Genomic DNA, 17,262 nt, shown 5'->3' with positions numbered 1-17,262 from the left:
CTGGCCTGAGGAGCGGTGGGCCCAGGGGGTACGAGACAATGGCCGCATGAGTTCGCGCGAGGTCATCCTCCTCGGCAGCACCGGTTCGATCGGCACCCAGGCGCTCGACGTGATCCGCCGCAACCGCGACCGGTTCCGGGTGGTCGGTCTGGCCGGCGGTGGCGCCCAGGTCGAGCTGCTGGCCGCCCAGGCGCTCGAGTTCGAGGTCGACGCCGTCGCGGTGGCCAGAGCGACCGCGGCCCAAGACCTCCAGCTCGCGTTCTACGCCGAGGCCCAGCGTCGCGGTTGGAGCGAGGGCCGGTTCGCGCTGCCGAAGATCCTCGCCGGTCCCGACGCCGCGACCGAGCTGGCGTCCTGGCGGCTCGGGGAGAACGGCCTGGTGCTCAACGGCATCACCGGGTCGATCGGTCTGGCGCCCACGCTCGCCGCGCTGGCGGCCGGGTGCACGCTCGCGCTGGCCAACAAGGAATCGCTGGTCGCCGGGGGGCCGCTGGTGCGGGCGCTGGCCAAGCCGGGGCAGATCGTGCCGGTCGACAGCGAGCACTCGGCGCTGGCCCAGTGCCTGCGGGGCGGTGCGGCGTCCGAGGTACGCAAGCTGATCCTCACTGCGAGCGGCGGGCCGTTCCGGGGCCGCACGCGCGCCGAGCTCGCCGGCGTCACGGTCGAGGACGCGCTGGCGCACCCGACCTGGTCGATGGGGCCGGTCGTCACGATCAACTCGGCGACGATGGTGAACAAGTCGCTCGAGGTGATCGAGGCCCACGAGTTGTTCGGCCTGCCCTACGAGCGGCTGGAGGTCGTCGTCCACCCGCAGTCGCTCGTCCACTCGATGGTCGAGTTCGTCGACGGATCGACGCTCGCCCAGGTGAGTCCGCCCGACATGCGGCTGCCGATCGCGCTCGGCCTGGCCTGGCCCGACCGGGTGCCGGAGGCGGCCGCGGCGGTCGACTGGACGAAAGCCGCCACCTGGACGTTCGAGCCGCTGGACGACGACGCGTTCCCGGCGGTCCGGCTGGCGCGCGAGGTGGGTCGGGCCGGTGGCTGTCTCCCGGCGATCTACAACGCCGCCAACGAAGAATGTGTCGCGGCTTTCCTGGCCGGAGCCCTCCCGTTCACTGGGATCGTTGACACTGTACGTTCTGTAGTTGAATCGGCAGAAAAGGCTGATTCGCGAGTAGGCGGACTACTGGACGAGCCAGGTAGCGTCGAGGACGTTCTTTCCGCCGAGCGCTGGGCGCGAGCGGAAGTGAACTCCCGGGCGTTCGGGTCGGACGCCGGGCTGGCTGCAGAAGGGTCGAGGTAAGCGCCGATGGCGTATACGGGTGGAATCATTCTGTTCGCCCTGGGCATCTTGATCTCGGTAGCGCTGCACGAAGCCGGCCACATGTGGAGTGCGCGGGCGTTCGGGATGAAGGTCACACGATTCTTCATCGGCTTCGGCCCGACGCTGTTCTCGTTCCGCCGCAAGGAGATCGAGTACGGCTTCAAGGCGATCCCGGCCGGCGCGTTCGTGAGCATCGTCGGCATGACGCCGCTCGACGAGGTGGCACCGGAAGACGAAGACAAGGTCTTCTGGAAGCGCCCGCTGTGGAAGCGGACGATCGTCCTCGCGGCCGGTTCGATCACCCACTTCATCCTCGGTGTGCTGATCCTCTTCGTCACCGCGATGTTCATCGGGCTGCCGAACCCGGCGCGGGCCGACTACGACGCGAACGAACACCCGGCCGTCCTGGGCGTGGTCAACGAGTGCGTCCCGGCGACGCCCGACTCCTACGAGTGCTCGGTGGCCAAGGGAGACCCGAGGTCACCGGCGTCGGCCGCGGGCCTCAAGGCCGGCGACCGCATCACGTCCTTCAACGGCGTCACCACGCCGACCTACGGCGAGCTGGTCACGACGGTGCGCAAGACGCCGGCCGGCCCGGTGCCGCTGACCTACGAGCGTGACGGCAAGACCGTGTCCACGACGATCACGGTCATCCGGCGCAACCTCGACATCAGCACGACCGAGACGCCGAACGTGCAGAACGTCGGATTCCTCGGCGTCTCGCCGAAGGGCTCGGACGCGCCGCTGACCGTCACCTACGGCCCGATCGACGCGGTCGGTCAGACGTTCGACTACACCGGCCAGATCTTCGCCGGCACGTTCCGGGCGATCGGCAACTTCCCGGAGAAGATCCCGAAGCTCTGGGACGCCCTGCTCGGGCAGGAGCGCGACCCGGAGACGCCGGTGAGCGTCGTCGGGGCCAGCCGCATCGGTGGCGAGGTCGTCGAGCGCGGGGTCTGGCCGATCTTCTTCCTGCTGCTGGCCAACCTGAACTTCTTCATCGGCGTGTTCAACCTGTTCCCGCTGCTGCCGCTGGACGGCGGGCACATCGCGATCGCCTGGTTCGAGAAGATCCGGTCGTGGTGGGCGCTCAAGCGCGGGAAGCCCGACCCGGGCCGGGTCGACTACACGAAGCTGTTGCCGGTCACCTACGCGGTGGTGCTGATCTTCGGTGGCATCACGCTGCTCACGGTCGCGACCGACATCATCAACCCGATCACGCTCACGCGATAAATGAGGACACCGCTGTGACCGCCGTCTCGCTCGGCCTGCCCCGCCCCCCTGCTCCCAAGCTGACCGACCGCCGGGTCTCCCGCCAGATCATGGTCGGCACCGTTCCGGTGGGCGGCGACGCGCCGGTCAGCGTGCAGTCGATGACCACGACGCCGACGTCCGACGTCAACCGCACCCTGCAGCAGATCGCTGAGCTCACCGCGGCCGGCTGCCAGATCGTCCGGGTCGCGGTGCCCAGCCAGGACGACGCCGACGCGCTGCCGGCCATTGCGAAGAAGAGCCCGATCCCGGTGATCGCCGACATCCACTTCCAGCCGAAGTACGTGTTCGCGGCGATCGACGCCGGCTGCGCGGCGGTCCGGGTCAACCCGGGCAACATCAAACAGTTCGACGACAAGGTCAAGGAGATCGCGCACGCGGCGTCCGAGGCGCGCGTGCCGATCCGGATCGGCGTCAACGCGGGCTCGCTCGACAAGCGGCTGCTGCAGAAGTACGGCCGTCCGACGCCCGAGGCGCTGGTCGAGAGCGCGCTCTGGGAGTGCTCGCTGTTCGAGGAGCACGGTTTCCGCGACATCAAGATCTCGGTCAAGCACAACGACCCGGTCGTGATGATCAACGCCTACCGTCAGCTCGCCCGGGCCTGCGACTACCCGCTGCACCTCGGCGTCACCGAGGCCGGGCCGGCGTTCCAGGGCACGATCAAGTCGTCGGTCGCGTTCGGCGCGCTGCTGGCCGAGGGCATCGGCGACACGATCCGGGTCTCGCTGTCGGCTCCTCCGGTGGAGGAGGTCAAGGTCGGCAACCAGATCCTGGAGTCCCTCGGCCTGCGCGAGCGGGGCCTGGAAATCGTCTCCTGCCCCTCGTGCGGCCGCGCCCAGGTCGACGTCTACACGCTGGCCGAGCAGGTCACGGCCGGTCTCGAGGGCCTGCCGGTGCCGCTGCGCGTCGCCGTGATGGGGTGCGTCGTCAACGGGCCCGGTGAGGCGCGGGAGGCCGACCTCGGCGTCGCGTCGGGCAACGGCAAGGGCCAGATCTTCGTCAAGGGCCAGGTCATCAAGACCGTGCCGGAGTCGCAGATCGTCGAGACGCTGATCGAGGAGGCCCTCCGCCTCGCGGAGGAGATGGGAGCGGAGCTCCCGGAGGAGCTACGCGGCCTCACGCCCACGGTCGAGGTGCACTGAGCTTTGGCCTGTCGGGTGGTCCGTGGCAGGCTGAGGTCGTGAGTTCCGAACACGGGCGGAGTCGGTCGTGCTGACGACCCGGCCGGTGCGGGTCCTGCGGGACGCCGACCGCGTCGACGTCGAGGCGTTGCTGGACGCCGATCCGGTGTCCAGCGTGTTCGTCGCCGCCCGGGTGGGGACGCACGGCATCTCGCGCTGGCGCCTGGGCGCCCAGCTCTGGGGCTACACGCTCGACGGCGAGATCTGCGGGCTCTGCTACTCGGGCGCGAACCTGGTACCGCTCTCCACCGAGCCGAGCGCCGTGCGGGCGTTCGCCGACGTGGCCCGGGAGCAGGGGCGGGTCTGTTCGTCGATCGTCGGGCCCGACAAGGCCGTGCTGCCGCTCTGGGACGACCTGGCGCGAGACTGGGGGCCGCCGCGCGAGATCCGGGCGGCGCAGCCGCTGCTGGCCACCTCCGTGCTGCCCGGCGTGACGCCCGACCCGTGGGTGCGGCGGGCCGACATGCGTGATTTCGACGCGCTGCTGCCGGCCTGCATCGCGATGTACACCGAGGAGATCGGGGTCTCGCCGGTCGAGTGGGACGGCGGGGTGGCGTACCGCGCCCGGGTCGCCGAACTGGTGCGCGCCGGGCGCTCGTACGTCCGGATGGAGAACGGTCAGGTCGTCTTCAAGGCCGAGCTGGGCGCGGTGAGCTCGCGGGTCGCGCAGGTGCAGGGCGTCTGGGTGCACCCCGACCGGCGCGGCACCGGCGTGGCCACCGCGGCGATGGCCGCGGTGGTCGCCGACACCCTCCGGACGGTCGCGCCGATCGTCAGCCTGTACGTCAACGACTTCAACCACGCCGCCCGCAAGGTCTACGACCGCTGCGGCTTCGTCCAAGTGGGCACCTTCTCAACCGTTTTGTTTTGAGGGCGGCTCGCCCAGGGCTCCAGGTCAGAGCCGGCTGCGCCGGGCGGAATCCGCTGGGCCACGGCGTCGGCGCGCTCGACTGTCGGCGTCGTTCTGGGTGGGCTCCGGGTCAGAGCCGGGACTCGCTTCGTGACGTCTTTTCACGCTAGCTCGGCGACGGCCGCGTCTAGGACCTGGAGGTGGGCGTCGACGTCGGCTCGGGTGGTGTCCGGGCAGACCAGGGCCATGTTGTGGAACGGCGTGAGCAGGATGCCCCGGTTCGCGGCGTAGACGTGCAGGTAGTCGTCGAGCTCGGCGTTCTCGGCGGCGTGTGACTCACCACCGGTGCGCGGCGCCGGGTCGGCGAACCGGAACTCGGCCCGGGCACCGACCTGGGAGACCGACCAGGGCTGGCTCTTGATCGCGTTCCGAGTGCCCTCGGCCAGGTACTTACCGAGCCCGGTCATCTTCTCGAACGCCTCGTCGGTGAGGACGTGTTCGAGCGTCGCCCGGGTGGCGGCGACGCTCAGCGCGTTCCCGGCCAGGGTGCCGCCGACGCCGCCCATGTCGATGAGGTCGAGGTCCGTCCTCGCCTCGATCCGTTCGCTCACCTCGGCCGACAGTCCGTAGGCGCCGACCGGCACGCCTCCGCCGATGGCCTTGCCGATCGTCACGACGTCCGGCTCCAGGCCCCAGGCCCGGGTGGCGCCACCGGGGCCGGCCGAGAACGTGTGGGTCTCGTCGTTGATGAGCAGCACGCCGTGCTCACGGGTGAGCCGCCGGACCCCTTCCAGGTAGCCCGCCTCCGGCAGCACGATGCCGATGTTCGTCAGGGCCGGCTCCATCAGCACCGCGGCCACGTCGCCGTGTGCGAGTTCGGCCGCGAGGCCCTCGAGGTCGTTGTACTCCGCGACCCGGCTGGTGACCCGGGTGTCGACCGGCGCACCCACGTTGCCCTCGCGGATTTCCGCCGTCCCGTCCGGGCCGACCACGATCAGCGACTCGTCGACGCTGCCGTGGTAGCAGTAGCTGTTGACCAGGATCTTCGGTCTGCCGGTGATGGCGCGGGCCAGCCGGATCGCCCAGCGGTTGGCGTCGGTGGCGGTCAGCGCCAGGCTCCACTGCGGGAGGGCGAACCGGCGGGTGAGCTCCTCGCCGACCCAGGCCGCGTCCTCGGTCGGGAGCATCGCGGTGGCGCCGCCGAGGTCCTTGAGCCGGTGCTGCACGGCCTCGACGACCGGGGCGGGGGAGTGCCCGGCCATCGCGCCGGTGTCACCCAGGCAGAGGTCGATGAACGTGTGCCCGTCCAGGTCGGTGACCCGCGCTCCGCGCGCGGTCGCGAGGTAGAGCGGGAACCCGCCGGCCTGCTTGGCCATCCAGGTCATCGGCGTGCGGCCGAAGAGATGCTTCGCGTTCTTGAATGCGGACGCCGAGCGAGGGTGCTGCTCGGCGTAACGCGCGCGCTCGCGGCCGAGAAGTTCGTGCAGACGGGTGTTCATCCGAACAGTTTGCCGTGCGGTGTCGGCGTTGCACCCGGGGCAGGGCGGGGTTACTGTAGAACATGTTCGAACACTAGTTCGAACACTCCGGAGCGGGTGTCGCGACCCACTCCGGGTCCCTTCGCCGCCGGTGGTCCGACCCTACTTACCGGCGGTGAAGGCTGCTGCCGGCTCGGGTAAGGCGAGGGGAAGCGCCTTGCCCGGGCCGGCGGTGCCGCTCCCTTCCCCTTCGGGCGGCGCCGGGTGTCCGTCCGGGCTCCCGGCAGAGCGGCGTGGAGGGGAAACGGTGGCCGAGGAGACCGAGGTCCGGCGCGGTGGTGGCGCGGACGCCCCGGTGGAGTTCCGCTGGAACGGTCAGATCCACCGGGTGCGGGAGGTTCTGATCCATCACCGCATCCGGTACTCCTCGGGATCCGGGTCCTCCGTGCGCCCCGAAACCCCGCCTTCCCCGCCCGTGGTGGACGAGTTGGAGGCGCGCCGGGCCGCTCGTGCGGCCGAGCCGCCGTCCGAGCTCTCCGAACCGCCACCCGATGCGACCCGCCCGCCCGACCACGAGGTCTGGCGGGTCCGGGCGAGCCCGTCGGCATTGCAGCCGGCTCCCGCGCTCGCCGGAGTCTTCGACCTGCGCTTCGACTGGACGGTCGGGCGCTGGAGCGTCACCCGGATCGACATCCTCGAGGAGGACCTGTGATTTTGTGTCCCGCCCTGTTCCTTCGCTCCGCTCCCCACTCGCTAGCGCTCGCTGCGATGCTCACTCCGGGGGCGGGACGATGACTTACCCCATCCCCGTCTCCCTCCGGCCGTCCACGGCCGTCGGAGACACGTCTCGTGGGACACCGGTCGCGATCCCGGCCTCGGCGCTGCCGCACCGCTCTCCACGGGAGCTGCTGGCGCTGGCCCGGCACGGGCTGGGAGAGGCGGCGGTGACCCGGGCCGCCGGTCCCCGCTACGCCACCGCGCACCTGGCCGCGCTGCGGGCCGCCGCGGCGGTGCTCGCGGTCCGTGCCCGTCCGCTGCCGCCGGGCGTCCGGCGGCCGCGGTCGCGGCCGGCCAGCGTCTGGGTGCTGCTCACCCAGGTCGCGCCGGAGCTGGGGGAGTGGGCGGCGTTCTTCGCGACGGCCGCGGTGAAGCGGGCCGCCGCGGAGGCGGGGCTGCCCCGGGCGGTGACGGCCCGTGAGGCCGACGATCTGCTCCGGGACGCGGAGCGGTTCTGCACGCTGATCGAGACGACGCTCGGCCTCCCGGCCGAGCTACCCGCTCACGCTCCCCGGGCCGGCTGACCCGCACTGTTTTCGTCGGTTCCGGGCGAGTTCAGGGCGAAGAGAGCAGGGGGGCGTGGCGCGATGGATGCGCAACGGGGGAGAGGTGCCTGGGCGCGCCCGGCCGGCGCGGTCGGGTGGGTGGGGTGAGCGCGACGGGTGCGGCGCGGGCGGCGCTGGCCGAGAAGGTCAGGGCCGCGACCACGCTGAGCGAGAAGCACCAGGTCACCGATCTGTTGCCGGTCCCGGCGGCGTTGGCGTCGCTGTTTCCGGCGGGCGGGCTGCGGCGCGGTTCCGCGGTCGCGGTCGCCGGGTCGACGAGCCTGCTGATCGCGCTGCTCGCGGAGGCGTCGGCGGCCGGTTCCTGGTGTGCGGTCGTCGGGCTGCCTGCGTTCGGGGTGGTGGCGGCGGCCGAGGCGGGTGTGCCGGTCGAGCGGCTCGCGCTGGTGCGTGATCCGGGGCCCGACACCGCCGGGGTGGTCGGTGCGCTGCTCGACGGGTTCGACCTCGTGGTGGTGGGAAACCCGGCGGCGCTCGGGCTCGCCGAGGTCCGGCGCCTGGCCGCGCGGACCCGGCAGCGTGGCGCGGTGCTGGTGGGGGTGGGTTCCTGGCCGTCGGCCGAGCTGCGGCTCACGCTCACCGACGCGGTTTGGCAGGGTGCCGGCCGGGGAGACGGGCGGCTCCGCCAGCGCCGGGTCGTGGTCGTGGCCGAGGGCCGGGGGAGCGCGGCGCGCCCGCGCGAGGCGACGGTCCTCCTCCCCGCCGTCGGCGGAGGCATCGCCCCGTTCACGGATCCCGCCCGCCCCGCACTCCGGCCCGCACCCCCGGCGGTTGGGCGCTCCGGGCCCGCGGCGGTTGGGCGTTCCGCGCCTGCGGTGGTTGGGCGTTCCGCGCCTGCGGGGCTCGGGGAGCGGTCGCCTGCGGTGCGGATCCGGCCGATCCTGCCGTCCCTGGTTCCGGCCGGCGAGGCCGATCCCGCTACCGGCTCAGTCGGCTCGGCTGACTCGGCCGGCTCGGCTGACTCGGCCGGCTCGGCCGGCTCGGCCGGTCGGCAGCGTCCGGCCGCGGCCGCGGCACCGGAGGCGGGATGAGCGCGGTGGCGCGGGTGGCGGCGGTCTGGTGTCCGGACTGGCCGGTGGTGGCGGCGGCACAGGCCGCGGACGTGTCGTTGCACCTTCCGGTCGCGGTGCTGTCCGCGAACCGGGTCGTGGCCTGCTCCGAGGTGGCCCGCGCGGACGGCGTCCGCCGGGGGCTGCGCCGACGGGAAGCCCAGTCGCTCTGCCCCGAGCTCGTACTGCTCGACGCCGACCCCGACCGGGACGCCCGTGCGTTCGAGCCGGTGGTCGCCGCGGTGGAGGAGCTGGCGCCGGGCGTCGAGATCATCCGGCCCGGGCTGTGCGCGTTCCGCGTCCGGGGCCCGGCCCGCTACTTCGGCTCCGAGACCGCGGTCGCCGAACGCGTCGTCGACGAGATCGCCGCCCGCACCGGCGTCGAGGTGCTCGTCGGTATCGCCGAGGGGGTGTTCGCGGCCGGGCTCGCGGCCCGCCACGGCGGGATCGTCCCGGCCGGTGAGAGCCCGGCATTCCTCGCCCCGCTCGACCTCGCGGTCGTCGACCGGCCCGACCTCGTCAGCCTGATGCGGCGGCTGGGCGTCCGGACGGTGGGAGCGTTCGCCGCGCTCCCGGCGCAGGACGTGCTGTCGCGCTTCGGCCCCGACGGCGCCGCCGCGCACCGGCTCGCCCGCGGGCTGGAGCCCCGCCCGCTGGTGGCTCGTCTGCCCCCGGTCGACCTCTCGGCCAGCCGGGAGATCGACCCGCCGGCCGAACGCGTCGACACGGTCGCGTTCGTCGCCAGGACGCTGGCCGAGGAGTTCGCCGAACGGCTCGCCGGCTACGGCCTGGCCTGCACGCGCCTGGTGATCGAGGCGGCCACCGAGAACGGCGAGGAGCTCAGCCGCACCTGGCGGCACGACGGCGTCCTCACGGTCGCCGACATCGCCGACCGGGTGCGCTGGCAGCTCGACGGCTGGCTGACCGGCCGCTCCCGGGAAGACCGCCCGACCGCGGGCGTCACTCTCGTCCGGCTGGCCCCCGAAGACGTCGTCGAGCACGGCGGCGCCCAGCTCGGGCTCTGGGGCGACACCGGCGCCGACGACGAGCGGGCGCACCGGGCGCTGACCCGGGTCCAGGGCCTGCTCGGCCCGGAAGCCGTGGTGACGCCGGTCCTCGGCGGCGGCCGTGACCCGGAGAGCCGGGTCCGGTACGTCGCCTGGCGCGACGCCCGCGAGCCGTCGCTGCCCCCCGAACCACCGTGGCCGGGGCTACTCCCCCCGCCGGCTCCGGCCACGGTGCCCCCCGACTCCCCGCCGGTCAGCGTCCTCGGGACCGACGGCGAGCCGGTCGGCGTCACCGGCCGGACTTTTCTCACCGGTCTGCCCGCGCGGGTGAGCCTCGGTTCCGGCCCGGACCGGAACGTGGTGGCCTGGGCCGGCCCCTGGCCGTCCGACGAACGCTGGTGGAGCCCGGTCCAGGCCCGGCGGCGCGCCTGGATGCAGGTCGTTCTCGACGGCGCCGAGCCCTCGGCGTTCCTCCTGGCACTCGAGGCCGGAAGCTGGCAACTAGCGGGGGTCTACGACTGATGGGCTTCGACAACCCGGTGCTGCCGTGGAAGACGCTGGAGCGCGCGCTCTCCGGGGAGATCCCGGACGGCGGCGACGCCCCCGCCTGGTCCCGCAAACGGGAGACCTACAAAGCCGGCCCGATCCGGCACGAAGTGACCACCCCCTACGCCGAACTGCACTGCCACTCGAACTTCAGCTTCCTCGACGGCGCCAGCCACCCCGAGGAGCTGGTCGAGGAGGCGGTGCGGCTCGGGCTGACCGGACTCGCGCTCACCGACCACGACGGCATGTACGGCGTCGTCCGGTTCGCCGAGGCGGCCGCGGCCCACGGTCTGGCCACCGTGTTCGGGGCCGAGCTGAGCCTGGGCCTCGGAGGCCCGCAGAACGGCGTCCCCGACCCGGAGGGTGACCATCTGCTGGTGCTGGCCCGCGACCCCGCGGGTTACCACCGCCTCTGCTCGGCGATCAGCGAAGCGCAGCTGCGCGGGAAGGAGAAGGGACGGCCGGTCTACGACCTCGACGAGCTGGCCGAGGCGGCCGACGGACACTGGCTGATCCTGACCGGCTGCCGGAAAGGATCCGTCCGGAAAGCCGCAGACCCGTCCGAAGCCCTCACGGACCTCATGACCCGCTTCGGCCGGGACAACGTCGTCGTCGAGCTGACCGACCACGGCGATCCGCTGGACTCCGAGCGCAACGACCTGCTCGCCGAACTGGCCGCCGACCACGGACTGCGGACCGTCGCGACGAACAACGTCCACTACGCGACCCCGTCGCGGCGCAAGCTCGCCACCGCCCTCGCGGCCGTCCGGGCCCGGCGCAGCCTGGACGAGATCGAGGGCTGGCTCCCCGCTGCGGCCACCGCCCACCTGCGGTCGGGTGAGGAGATGTCACAGAAATTCGCGCGCTACCCGGGCGCGGTGGCGAACGCCGCGGCGATAGCGGCCGAGTGCGCGTTCGACCTGACGCTGATCGCCCCGAAGCTGCCCGACTGCGAGGTCGGGCCCGGTCACACCGAGATGAGCTGGCTCCGTCACCTGACCGCGAAGGGCGCCGCCGACCGGTACGGCACCCGCGAGCAGCACCCGCACGCCTACGCCCAGATCGACCACGAGCTGGAGGTGATCGAGCGCCTGGGCTTCCCCGGCTACTTCCTGATCGTCGAGTCGATCACCACCTGGTGCAAACAGAACGACATCCTCTGCCAGGGCCGGGGCTCGGCGGCGAACTCGGCGGTCTGTTACGCGCTCGGCATCACGAACGTGGACGCGGTCCAGTACGGGTTGCTGTTCGAACGGTTCCTGGCCCCGGAGCGCGACGGTCCGCCCGACATCGACCTCGACATCGAGTCCGGCCGCCGCGAGCTGGTCATCCAGCACGTCTACGACACCTACGGACGCCGCCGGGCGGCGCAGGTCGCGAACGTGATCAGCTACCGGCCGAAATCCGCGATCCGGGACGTCGCCAAGGCGTTCGGCTTCTCGCCCGGCCAGCAGGACGCCTGGAGCAAGCAGCTGGAGCACTGGGGCAAGATCGGCGACGCCGAGATCCCGGAGCACGTCACCGAGATGGCCGAGCAACTGCTGAACTTCCCCCGGCACCTGGGCATCCACTCCGGTGGCATGGTGCTCTGCGACCGGCCGGTGACCGAGGTCTGCCCGGTGGAGTGGGCCCGGATGGAGAACCGCACGGTCCTGCAGTGGGACAAGGACGACTGCGCGATCGCCGGGCTGGTCAAGTTCGACCTGCTGGGGCTGGGCATGCTGACCGCGCTGCACCACTGCGTCGATCTGGTCCGCGACCACCACGGCCTCACCGTCGACCTGCACAAGATCCCGCTCGACGACGACGCGGTCTACACGATGCTCTGCGAGGCCGACTCGGTCGGGGTGTTCCAGGTCGAGAGCCGGGCCCAGATGGCGACGCTGCCCCGGCTGCGGCCGCGGGAGTTCTACGACCTGGTCGTCGAAGTCGCGCTGATCCGGCCCGGCCCGATCCAGGGCGGCTCGGTGCACCCGTACATCCGCCGGCGCAACGGCCTGGAGAAGCCCCGGTACGCGCACCCACTGCTGGAGAACGCCCTGCACAAGACGCTCGGAGTCCCGCTGTTCCAGGAGCAGTTGATGCAGATGGCGGTCGACGTCGCCGGGTTCAGCGCATCCGAGTCCGACCAGCTGCGCCGGGCGGTCGGCTCGAAGCGGTCACCGGAGAAGATGGCCGCGCTGAAGGCCCGGTTCTACGACGGGATGGCCGCGAACGGCATCACCGGCGAGCTGGCCGACCAGATCTTCGCCCAGCTCGCCGCGTTCGCGAACTTCGGTTTCCCGGAGAGCCACTCGGTGAGCTTCGCCGCGCTGGTGCTCTACAGCTCCTGGTTCAAGCGGTACTTCCCGGCCGCGTTCTGCGCCGCGCTGCTCGCGTCGCAGCCGATGGGGTTCTACTCGCCGCAGTCGCTGGTCGCCGACGCCCGGCGTCACGGCGTCACGGTGCGAGGGCCGGATCTCAATGCGAGCCTTGAACAAGCCACGCTGGAAAGTCTAGATTTGCCCACTATGTCGGAGTGGCCGTCGTCCGGCTCGGAACCGCGGCTGAGCCACGCCGTCCGCATGGGCCTGGCCTCGGTGCGGACGATCGGCGACGACCTGGCCGGGCGCCTCGTCGCCGAGCGGGACGAGAACGGCCCGTTCACCGACATGACGAACCTGACCCAGCGGATCGCGCTCACCACCGCGCAGGTCGAGGCGCTGGCCACGGCGGGGGCGTTCGACGGGTTCGGGCTCTCCCGGCGCGCCGCGCTGTGGGCGGCGGGCGCGGTCGCGCAAGGGCGTCCCGACCGGCTGGCCGGGGTCGTGGTCGGGGTCCAGGCCCCGATGCTGCCGGGGATGTCGGAGGTGGAGGAAGCGGTCGCCGACGTCTGGGCCACCGGCGTCTCGCCCGACAGCTACCCGACGCAGTTCGTCCGCGATCAGCTGGACGCCCGCGGCGCGCTGCCGATCTCGGCCCTCCGCGAGGTCGCGGACGGCACCCGGGTGCTGGTCGGCGGCGTGGTCACGCACCGGCAGCGGCCCGCCACCGCCGGGGGCGTCACGTTCGTGAACCTCGAGGACGAGACCGGCATGCTCAACGTCGTCTGCACCGAGGGTTTCTGGGCCCGGTACCGGCGGGTCGCCCGGGGCTCGGCGGCGCTGCTGATCCGGGGGCGCCTGCAGAACGTCGAAGGCGTGATCGGAGTGACCGCCGAGATGATGGAGCCGCTCCCGCTCCGGGTGGCCAGCACTTCGCGCAACTTCCGGTAATAGGCTTCGGTCCAGACGTCACGACGAGAGGTGGGACCAGTGCCCCGCAGCCCGCGCAACGCCGTGGTCTGGGCCGTACTCGACGCGGAACTCGACCGCCGCGGACCGGCGCACGTCGTGGACGCCGGCGGTGGCACCGGCGGGTTCGCGGTGCCGCTCGCACAGGCCGGTCACACCGTCACGGTGGTCGACCCGAGCCCCGACGCGCTGGCCGCGCTCGCCCGCCGGGCCGCCGAGCGAGGCGTCTCCGACCGCATCACCGCCCACCAGGGTGACGCCGACGACCTGCCCGGGCTGCTCGAACCCGGCACCGCCGACGTCGTGCTCTGCCACAGCGTCCTGGAGGTCGTCGACGACCCCGGGCGCACGCTCGCCGCGGTCGCCGGTGCGCTGAAGCCGGGCGGCTGCGCCAGCATCCTGGTCGCCAACCGGGTCGCCGCCGTGCTGGCCCGGGCGCTGGCCGGGCATTTCGGGGCGGCGCGCGATTCGCTCGACGGTGAACTCGACCCGCGCCGTTACGACCTGGAGGCGGTGTCCGCGCTGATCTCCAAGGCCGGTCTCGTGCCCGAACGCGCGCACGGCGTGCGGGTGCTGGCCGACCTCGTCCCCGGCGCCGTCGCCGACGTCGAGCCCGGTGCGGCCGAGGCGCTCACCGCGCTCGAGCTCGCGATGGCCGAGCGTCCGCCGTACCGCGACATCGCCACCCAGCTGCACGTGCTGGCCCGCCGGTGACGGCCCTTCCGGAGCCGCCTGCCTACGGCCGCCGATCGGCCGCGGACCTGTTGCCCGCCGTCGTGCGCGCGCTCGGTGCGAAGCTTCCGGACGCCACGAAGGGCACGGACGACACGGACGACACGCTCCGGCTGCCGGCCGCCGACCGGATCTGCGTCCTGATCCTGGACGGGCTGGGCTCGGGGCTGCTGGCGGCGCACGCGTCCGACGCCCCCTTCCTGGCGTCGCTCGACGGGGCGCCGCCGCTCACCGTGGGGTTCCCGTCGACGACCGCGACCAGCATGGCCAGCTTCGGCACCGGCCTGCCGCCGGGCGAGCACGGGATGTTCGGCTACCAGGTGCGCGACCCCGAGCGCGGTGTGCTGCTCAACCTGCTGCGGTGGGACCGGACGGCGGTGCCGGAGCGCTGGCAGCCGCTGCCGACCGTGCCCGAGCGGGCGGTGGCCGCCGGGCTGCCGGTGTTCCACGCCGGCCCGGCGGCGTTCTCGAACTCTCCGCTGACCCGGGCGGTCTGGCGCGGCGCGGAGTACCGCCCGGCCGACGGTGCCGGGCCGCTCGTCGCCACGGCTGCCGCCGCCGTGGCCCAGGAGCCGCGTTCGCTGACGATCGCGTACTACGCCGGGGTGGACCATGCCGGGCACGTGTACGGGTCGGAGTCGGCGGCCTGGCGGCACGAGCTCGCGATCGCCGACCGGCTGGTCGAGCGTCTGGCCGGCGCGCTGCCGCCGGACGCGGTGCTCGTCGTGACCGGCGACCACGGGATGAGCGATCCCCCCGGGCCCGGCCGGGTCGATCTCGACGCGGTTCCGGCGCTGGGGGAGGGCGTGGCGCTGCTCGGTGGCGAGGCGCGGGCCCGGCACGTCTACACCGAGCCCGGTGCCGGGGACGACGTGCTGGCCGCCTGGACGTCGGTCCTGGGCGACGCGGCCTGGGTGCTCTCGCGGGAGCAGGCGATCGAGGCCGGGTGGTTCGGGCCGGTCGTGCGGCCCGAGCTCCTGGGGCGGATCGGCGACGTCGTGGTGGCGGCGAGGCCGGGGTCGGCGCTGATCGCCACCGAGCTGGAGCCCCGCGAGTCCCGCCTGGTGGGACTACACGGCTCGCTGGCCGCCGAAGATCTTCACGTTCCACTCCTTCTCGCGCGGGCCGGGCAATCTGTCGGTGGGGCCGCCTAGGCTCTGACCATGGGCCGGAGCCAGTCGTTGCCGCGAAGTGGGCCGGGCGGCGAACTCGGTGACGACACCGGGTGCACGATTCTGCACGTCGACATGGATGCGTTCTTCGTCTCGGTCGAGGTGCGGCGAGACCCGTCGCTGCGCGGGCGTCCGGTCGTGGTGGGTGGCACCGGCCCGCGTGGGGTCGTCTCGTCCGCGAGCTACGAGGCCCGCGCGTTCGGCGTCCGCAGCGCGATGCCGACGGCCCGGGCCCGGCGGCTGTGCCCGCAGGCGATCTACATCCAGCCCGAGCACGGTGCCTACGGTGAGGCCTCGGCCGCCGTGATGGCCATCTTCCGCGACGTCACCCCGCTGGTCGAGCCGCTCAGCCTGGACGAGGCGTTCCTCGACGTCAAAGGGGCCCAGCGTCTGCTCGGCTCGCCGGCCGAGATCGGCAGGCAGATCCGCCGGCGGGTCGCCGACGAGCAGCAGATGACGTGTTCGGTCGGGGTCGCGTCCACGAAGTTCGTGGCCAAGCTGGCGTCCACCCGCTGCAAGCCCGACGGGCTGGCCGTCGTCCCGGCCGACGGCGTGCTCGAGTACCTGCACCCGTTGCCGGTGGGCGCGCTCTGGGGTGTCGGTGACCGCACGGCCGAGCAGCTCGACCGGCTCGGGCTGCGCACGGTGGGCGATCTGGCCCAGCTCCCGCCTGCGGTGCTGCGCCGCTCGGTCGGGGAGGCGCAGGCGGCCCACCTGCATGCGCTGGCCTGGGGGCGAGACCCGAGGCGCGTGGTCGTCGGCACCCCCGACAAGTCGATCGGCGCCGAAGAGACGTTCGACGAAGACCAATCGGATTCGGATTTGATCAACCGGGAACTACTTCGGCTGTCGGAAAAGACCGCGGCCCGGCTGCGGTCGACCGGGCAGGCGGGGAGAACGGTCGTGATCAAGGTGCGGTTCGCCGACTTCTCCACCGTCAACCGCTCCCGCACGCTCCAGTCGCCCACCGACGGCACCCAGGAGATCTACGACATAGCGCGACGCTTGTATGTTGGATTGTCGACCACGATGCCGATTCGTCTTGTCGGCGTCCGGGTCGAGGGCCTGGGCCCAGCCGCCGCGGTGGCCCGTCAGCCGACGCTCGACGAGCCCGATCGGGGGTGGGCCGAAGCCGATCGTGCGGTCGATGCCGTCGCGCGTCGCTTCGGAAGCGGAACGATTCGTCCGGCGGCTCTCGTACGCCCGAACGCTCGAAGCGGCTCGGACGTTGAAGAGATCAGGATGCGTCCGGACGGACGCGGGGAAAGAAAAAGTCAGAATGGGCCTAATAAGGGCCCCAAGGAAGGAAACGGACGGGTGTGATCGGGTTTCGGGGTAGTGAACGCCAACTCGTGACCGACACCTGTCCGAGTCCCGACTACCAGCGTGGCCGTCTGTCTTTCCGACATCGCGGACCGCTCGTAAACTCATGGTCGGATAGCCGCAACGGCCGTTCCACAGCGGTCGCCCATGCCCGGGCCTCCGGCCCCCGTGGAGTGGCCCTGAAGAGCGGGGAGGAGTGCCGTGCCGCTCTCTGAGAACGAGCAAAGGCTGCTCGAGCAGATCGAGCGCGGCTTGCTCGCGGACGATCCCAAGTTCGCGGACAAAGTTCGCTCGACCGACCCTCGGCATCGCGCGGTCCGGCGTGGTGCGCTCGCGGTCGCGCTGTTCCTCGTTGGTGTTGCGATCATGGTGTTCGGCCTGGTCAGCAAGATCGCTCCGGGTGGAGTGCCGCTGCTGGGCATCCTCGGTTTCGTGGTGATGTTCGGTGCCGCGGTGCTCGGGGTGCAGTCCTACCTGTACACCGGTCGTGGTGATCAACGACCGTTGCACGCCGTCGGCAGCGAGCCGCCGAAGACGCGGGGACGCAACCGGGGCCACCGGTCGTCGCTGCTCGACCGGCTCGAAGAGCGGTGGCGTCGTCGGGCCGACGAGGATCGCTGAGCAAGCAAGCAGGAAAGATGCGCGCGCTGACCGGGTGAAGTCCGGTCAGCGCACCTGTCTCACCTGACCGTGCCGTCACACTGGCCGCCGCCCCT

14 protein-coding genes are annotated in these 17,262 nt (G+C 72.3%); 13 read left to right on the top strand and 1 reads right to left on the bottom strand.

Going from position 1 to position 17,262, the window contains the following annotated elements; all coding sequences use genetic code 11:
- The first annotated feature begins 64 nt into the window (after nucleotides 1-64).
- The 4 genes from dxr (at nucleotide 65) to ACIBZJ_RS25825 (ending at nucleotide 4,648) form a co-directional block, all read left to right on the top strand.
- Complete coding sequence (dxr, locus tag ACIBZJ_RS25840) at nucleotides 65-1,303, top strand: 1-deoxy-D-xylulose-5-phosphate reductoisomerase (protein ID WP_395934114.1); 1,239 nt, start codon at nucleotides 65-67, stop codon at nucleotides 1,301-1,303.
- 6 nt (nucleotides 1,304-1,309) lie between these two features.
- Nucleotides 1,310-2,557 (top strand): M50 family metallopeptidase, encoded by a 1,248-nt coding sequence (locus ACIBZJ_RS25835; protein ID WP_395933810.1) that lies wholly within the window; start codon nucleotides 1,310-1,312, stop codon nucleotides 2,555-2,557.
- 14 nt (nucleotides 2,558-2,571) lie between these two features.
- Nucleotides 2,572-3,738 (top strand): flavodoxin-dependent (E)-4-hydroxy-3-methylbut-2-enyl-diphosphate synthase, encoded by a 1,167-nt coding sequence (gene ispG, locus ACIBZJ_RS25830; protein WP_395933808.1) that lies wholly within the window; start codon nucleotides 2,572-2,574, stop codon nucleotides 3,736-3,738.
- Nucleotides 3,739-3,805: 67 nt separating this feature from the next.
- On the top strand, nucleotides 3,806-4,648 hold the full coding sequence (locus ACIBZJ_RS25825) for a GNAT family N-acetyltransferase (RefSeq protein WP_395933806.1): 843 nt from the start codon (nucleotides 3,806-3,808) through the stop codon (nucleotides 4,646-4,648).
- A gap of 140 nt (nucleotides 4,649-4,788) precedes the next feature.
- On the opposite strand, the gene ACIBZJ_RS25820 is transcribed toward ACIBZJ_RS25825, so the two are convergent.
- Nucleotides 4,789-6,126: a transaminase gene (locus tag ACIBZJ_RS25820; RefSeq protein WP_395933804.1), complete on the bottom strand. Its 1,338-nt coding sequence runs from the start codon at nucleotides 6,124-6,126 to the stop codon at nucleotides 4,789-4,791.
- A 286-nt stretch (nucleotides 6,127-6,412) separates the two neighbouring features.
- Here ACIBZJ_RS25820 and ACIBZJ_RS25815 point away from each other — a divergent pair, with 286 nt between their 5' ends.
- The 9 genes from ACIBZJ_RS25815 (at nucleotide 6,413) to ACIBZJ_RS25775 (ending at nucleotide 17,167) form a co-directional block, all read left to right on the top strand.
- A complete protein-coding gene (locus ACIBZJ_RS25815; protein ID WP_395933802.1) occupies nucleotides 6,413-6,817 on the top strand; it encodes a DUF6504 family protein in 405 nt (134 codons plus the stop codon).
- A gap of 79 nt (nucleotides 6,818-6,896) precedes the next feature.
- A complete protein-coding gene (locus ACIBZJ_RS25810; RefSeq protein WP_395933800.1) occupies nucleotides 6,897-7,406 on the top strand; it encodes an SAV_6107 family HEPN domain-containing protein in 510 nt (169 codons plus the stop codon).
- 125 nt (nucleotides 7,407-7,531) lie between these two features.
- Complete coding sequence (locus ACIBZJ_RS25805) at nucleotides 7,532-8,476, top strand: hypothetical protein (RefSeq protein ID WP_395933798.1); 945 nt, start codon at nucleotides 7,532-7,534, stop codon at nucleotides 8,474-8,476.
- Nucleotides 8,473-10,023 carry a DNA polymerase Y family protein gene (locus tag ACIBZJ_RS25800; RefSeq protein WP_395933796.1) on the top strand — a complete coding sequence of 517 codons (1,551 nt, stop codon included), beginning with the start codon at nucleotides 8,473-8,475 and terminating at the stop codon, nucleotides 10,021-10,023. The genes ACIBZJ_RS25805 and ACIBZJ_RS25800 overlap by 4 nt, the downstream gene beginning before the upstream one ends.
- Complete coding sequence (locus ACIBZJ_RS25795; protein ID WP_395933794.1) at nucleotides 10,023-13,301, top strand: error-prone DNA polymerase; 3,279 nt, start codon at nucleotides 10,023-10,025, stop codon at nucleotides 13,299-13,301. Before ACIBZJ_RS25800 ends, ACIBZJ_RS25795 begins: the two co-directional genes overlap by 1 nt.
- A 30-nt stretch (nucleotides 13,302-13,331) precedes the next feature.
- Nucleotides 13,332-14,033: a class I SAM-dependent methyltransferase gene (locus ACIBZJ_RS25790; protein ID WP_395933792.1), complete on the top strand. Its 702-nt coding sequence runs from the start codon at nucleotides 13,332-13,334 to the stop codon at nucleotides 14,031-14,033.
- On the top strand, nucleotides 14,030-15,205 hold the full coding sequence (locus ACIBZJ_RS25785) for an alkaline phosphatase family protein (protein ID WP_395933790.1): 1,176 nt from the start codon (nucleotides 14,030-14,032) through the stop codon (nucleotides 15,203-15,205). The genes ACIBZJ_RS25790 and ACIBZJ_RS25785 overlap by 4 nt, the downstream gene beginning before the upstream one ends.
- A 9-nt stretch (nucleotides 15,206-15,214) precedes the next feature.
- On the top strand, nucleotides 15,215-16,546 hold the full coding sequence (locus ACIBZJ_RS25780) for a DNA polymerase IV (protein ID WP_395933788.1): 1,332 nt from the start codon (nucleotides 15,215-15,217) through the stop codon (nucleotides 16,544-16,546).
- A 201-nt stretch (nucleotides 16,547-16,747) separates the two neighbouring features.
- Entirely contained in the window at nucleotides 16,748-17,167 is a 420-nt protein-coding gene (locus tag ACIBZJ_RS25775; protein ID WP_395933786.1) for a DUF3040 domain-containing protein, read from the top strand.
- Nucleotides 17,168-17,262 lie beyond the last annotated feature (95 nt).

It is taken from the genome of Cryptosporangium sp. NPDC051539, from assembly GCF_044454545.1.
In the GTDB taxonomy this organism is placed as follows: Bacteria; Actinomycetota; Actinomycetes; order Mycobacteriales; family Cryptosporangiaceae; genus Cryptosporangium.
This window is presented reverse-complemented; position numbering and strand designations above follow the sequence as displayed.

Bases quoted from the DNA above. Each gene is read 5' to 3' on its own strand.
- ACIBZJ_RS25835 (WP_395933810.1), top strand. From the start codon at position 1,310: ATGGCGTATACGGGTGGAATCATTCTGTTCGCCCTGGGCATCTTGATC.
- ACIBZJ_RS25820 (WP_395933804.1), bottom strand. From the start codon at position 6,126: ATGAACACCCGTCTGCACGAACTTCTCGGCCGCGAGCGCGCGCGTTAC.
- ACIBZJ_RS25810 (WP_395933800.1), top strand. From the start codon at position 6,897: ATGACTTACCCCATCCCCGTCTCCCTCCGGCCGTCCACGGCCGTCGGA.
- ACIBZJ_RS25800 (WP_395933796.1), top strand. From the start codon at position 8,473: ATGAGCGCGGTGGCGCGGGTGGCGGCGGTCTGGTGTCCGGACTGGCCG.
- ACIBZJ_RS25795 (WP_395933794.1), top strand. From the start codon at position 10,023: ATGGGCTTCGACAACCCGGTGCTGCCGTGGAAGACGCTGGAGCGCGCG.
- ACIBZJ_RS25780 (WP_395933788.1), top strand. From the start codon at position 15,215: ATGGGCCGGAGCCAGTCGTTGCCGCGAAGTGGGCCGGGCGGCGAACTC.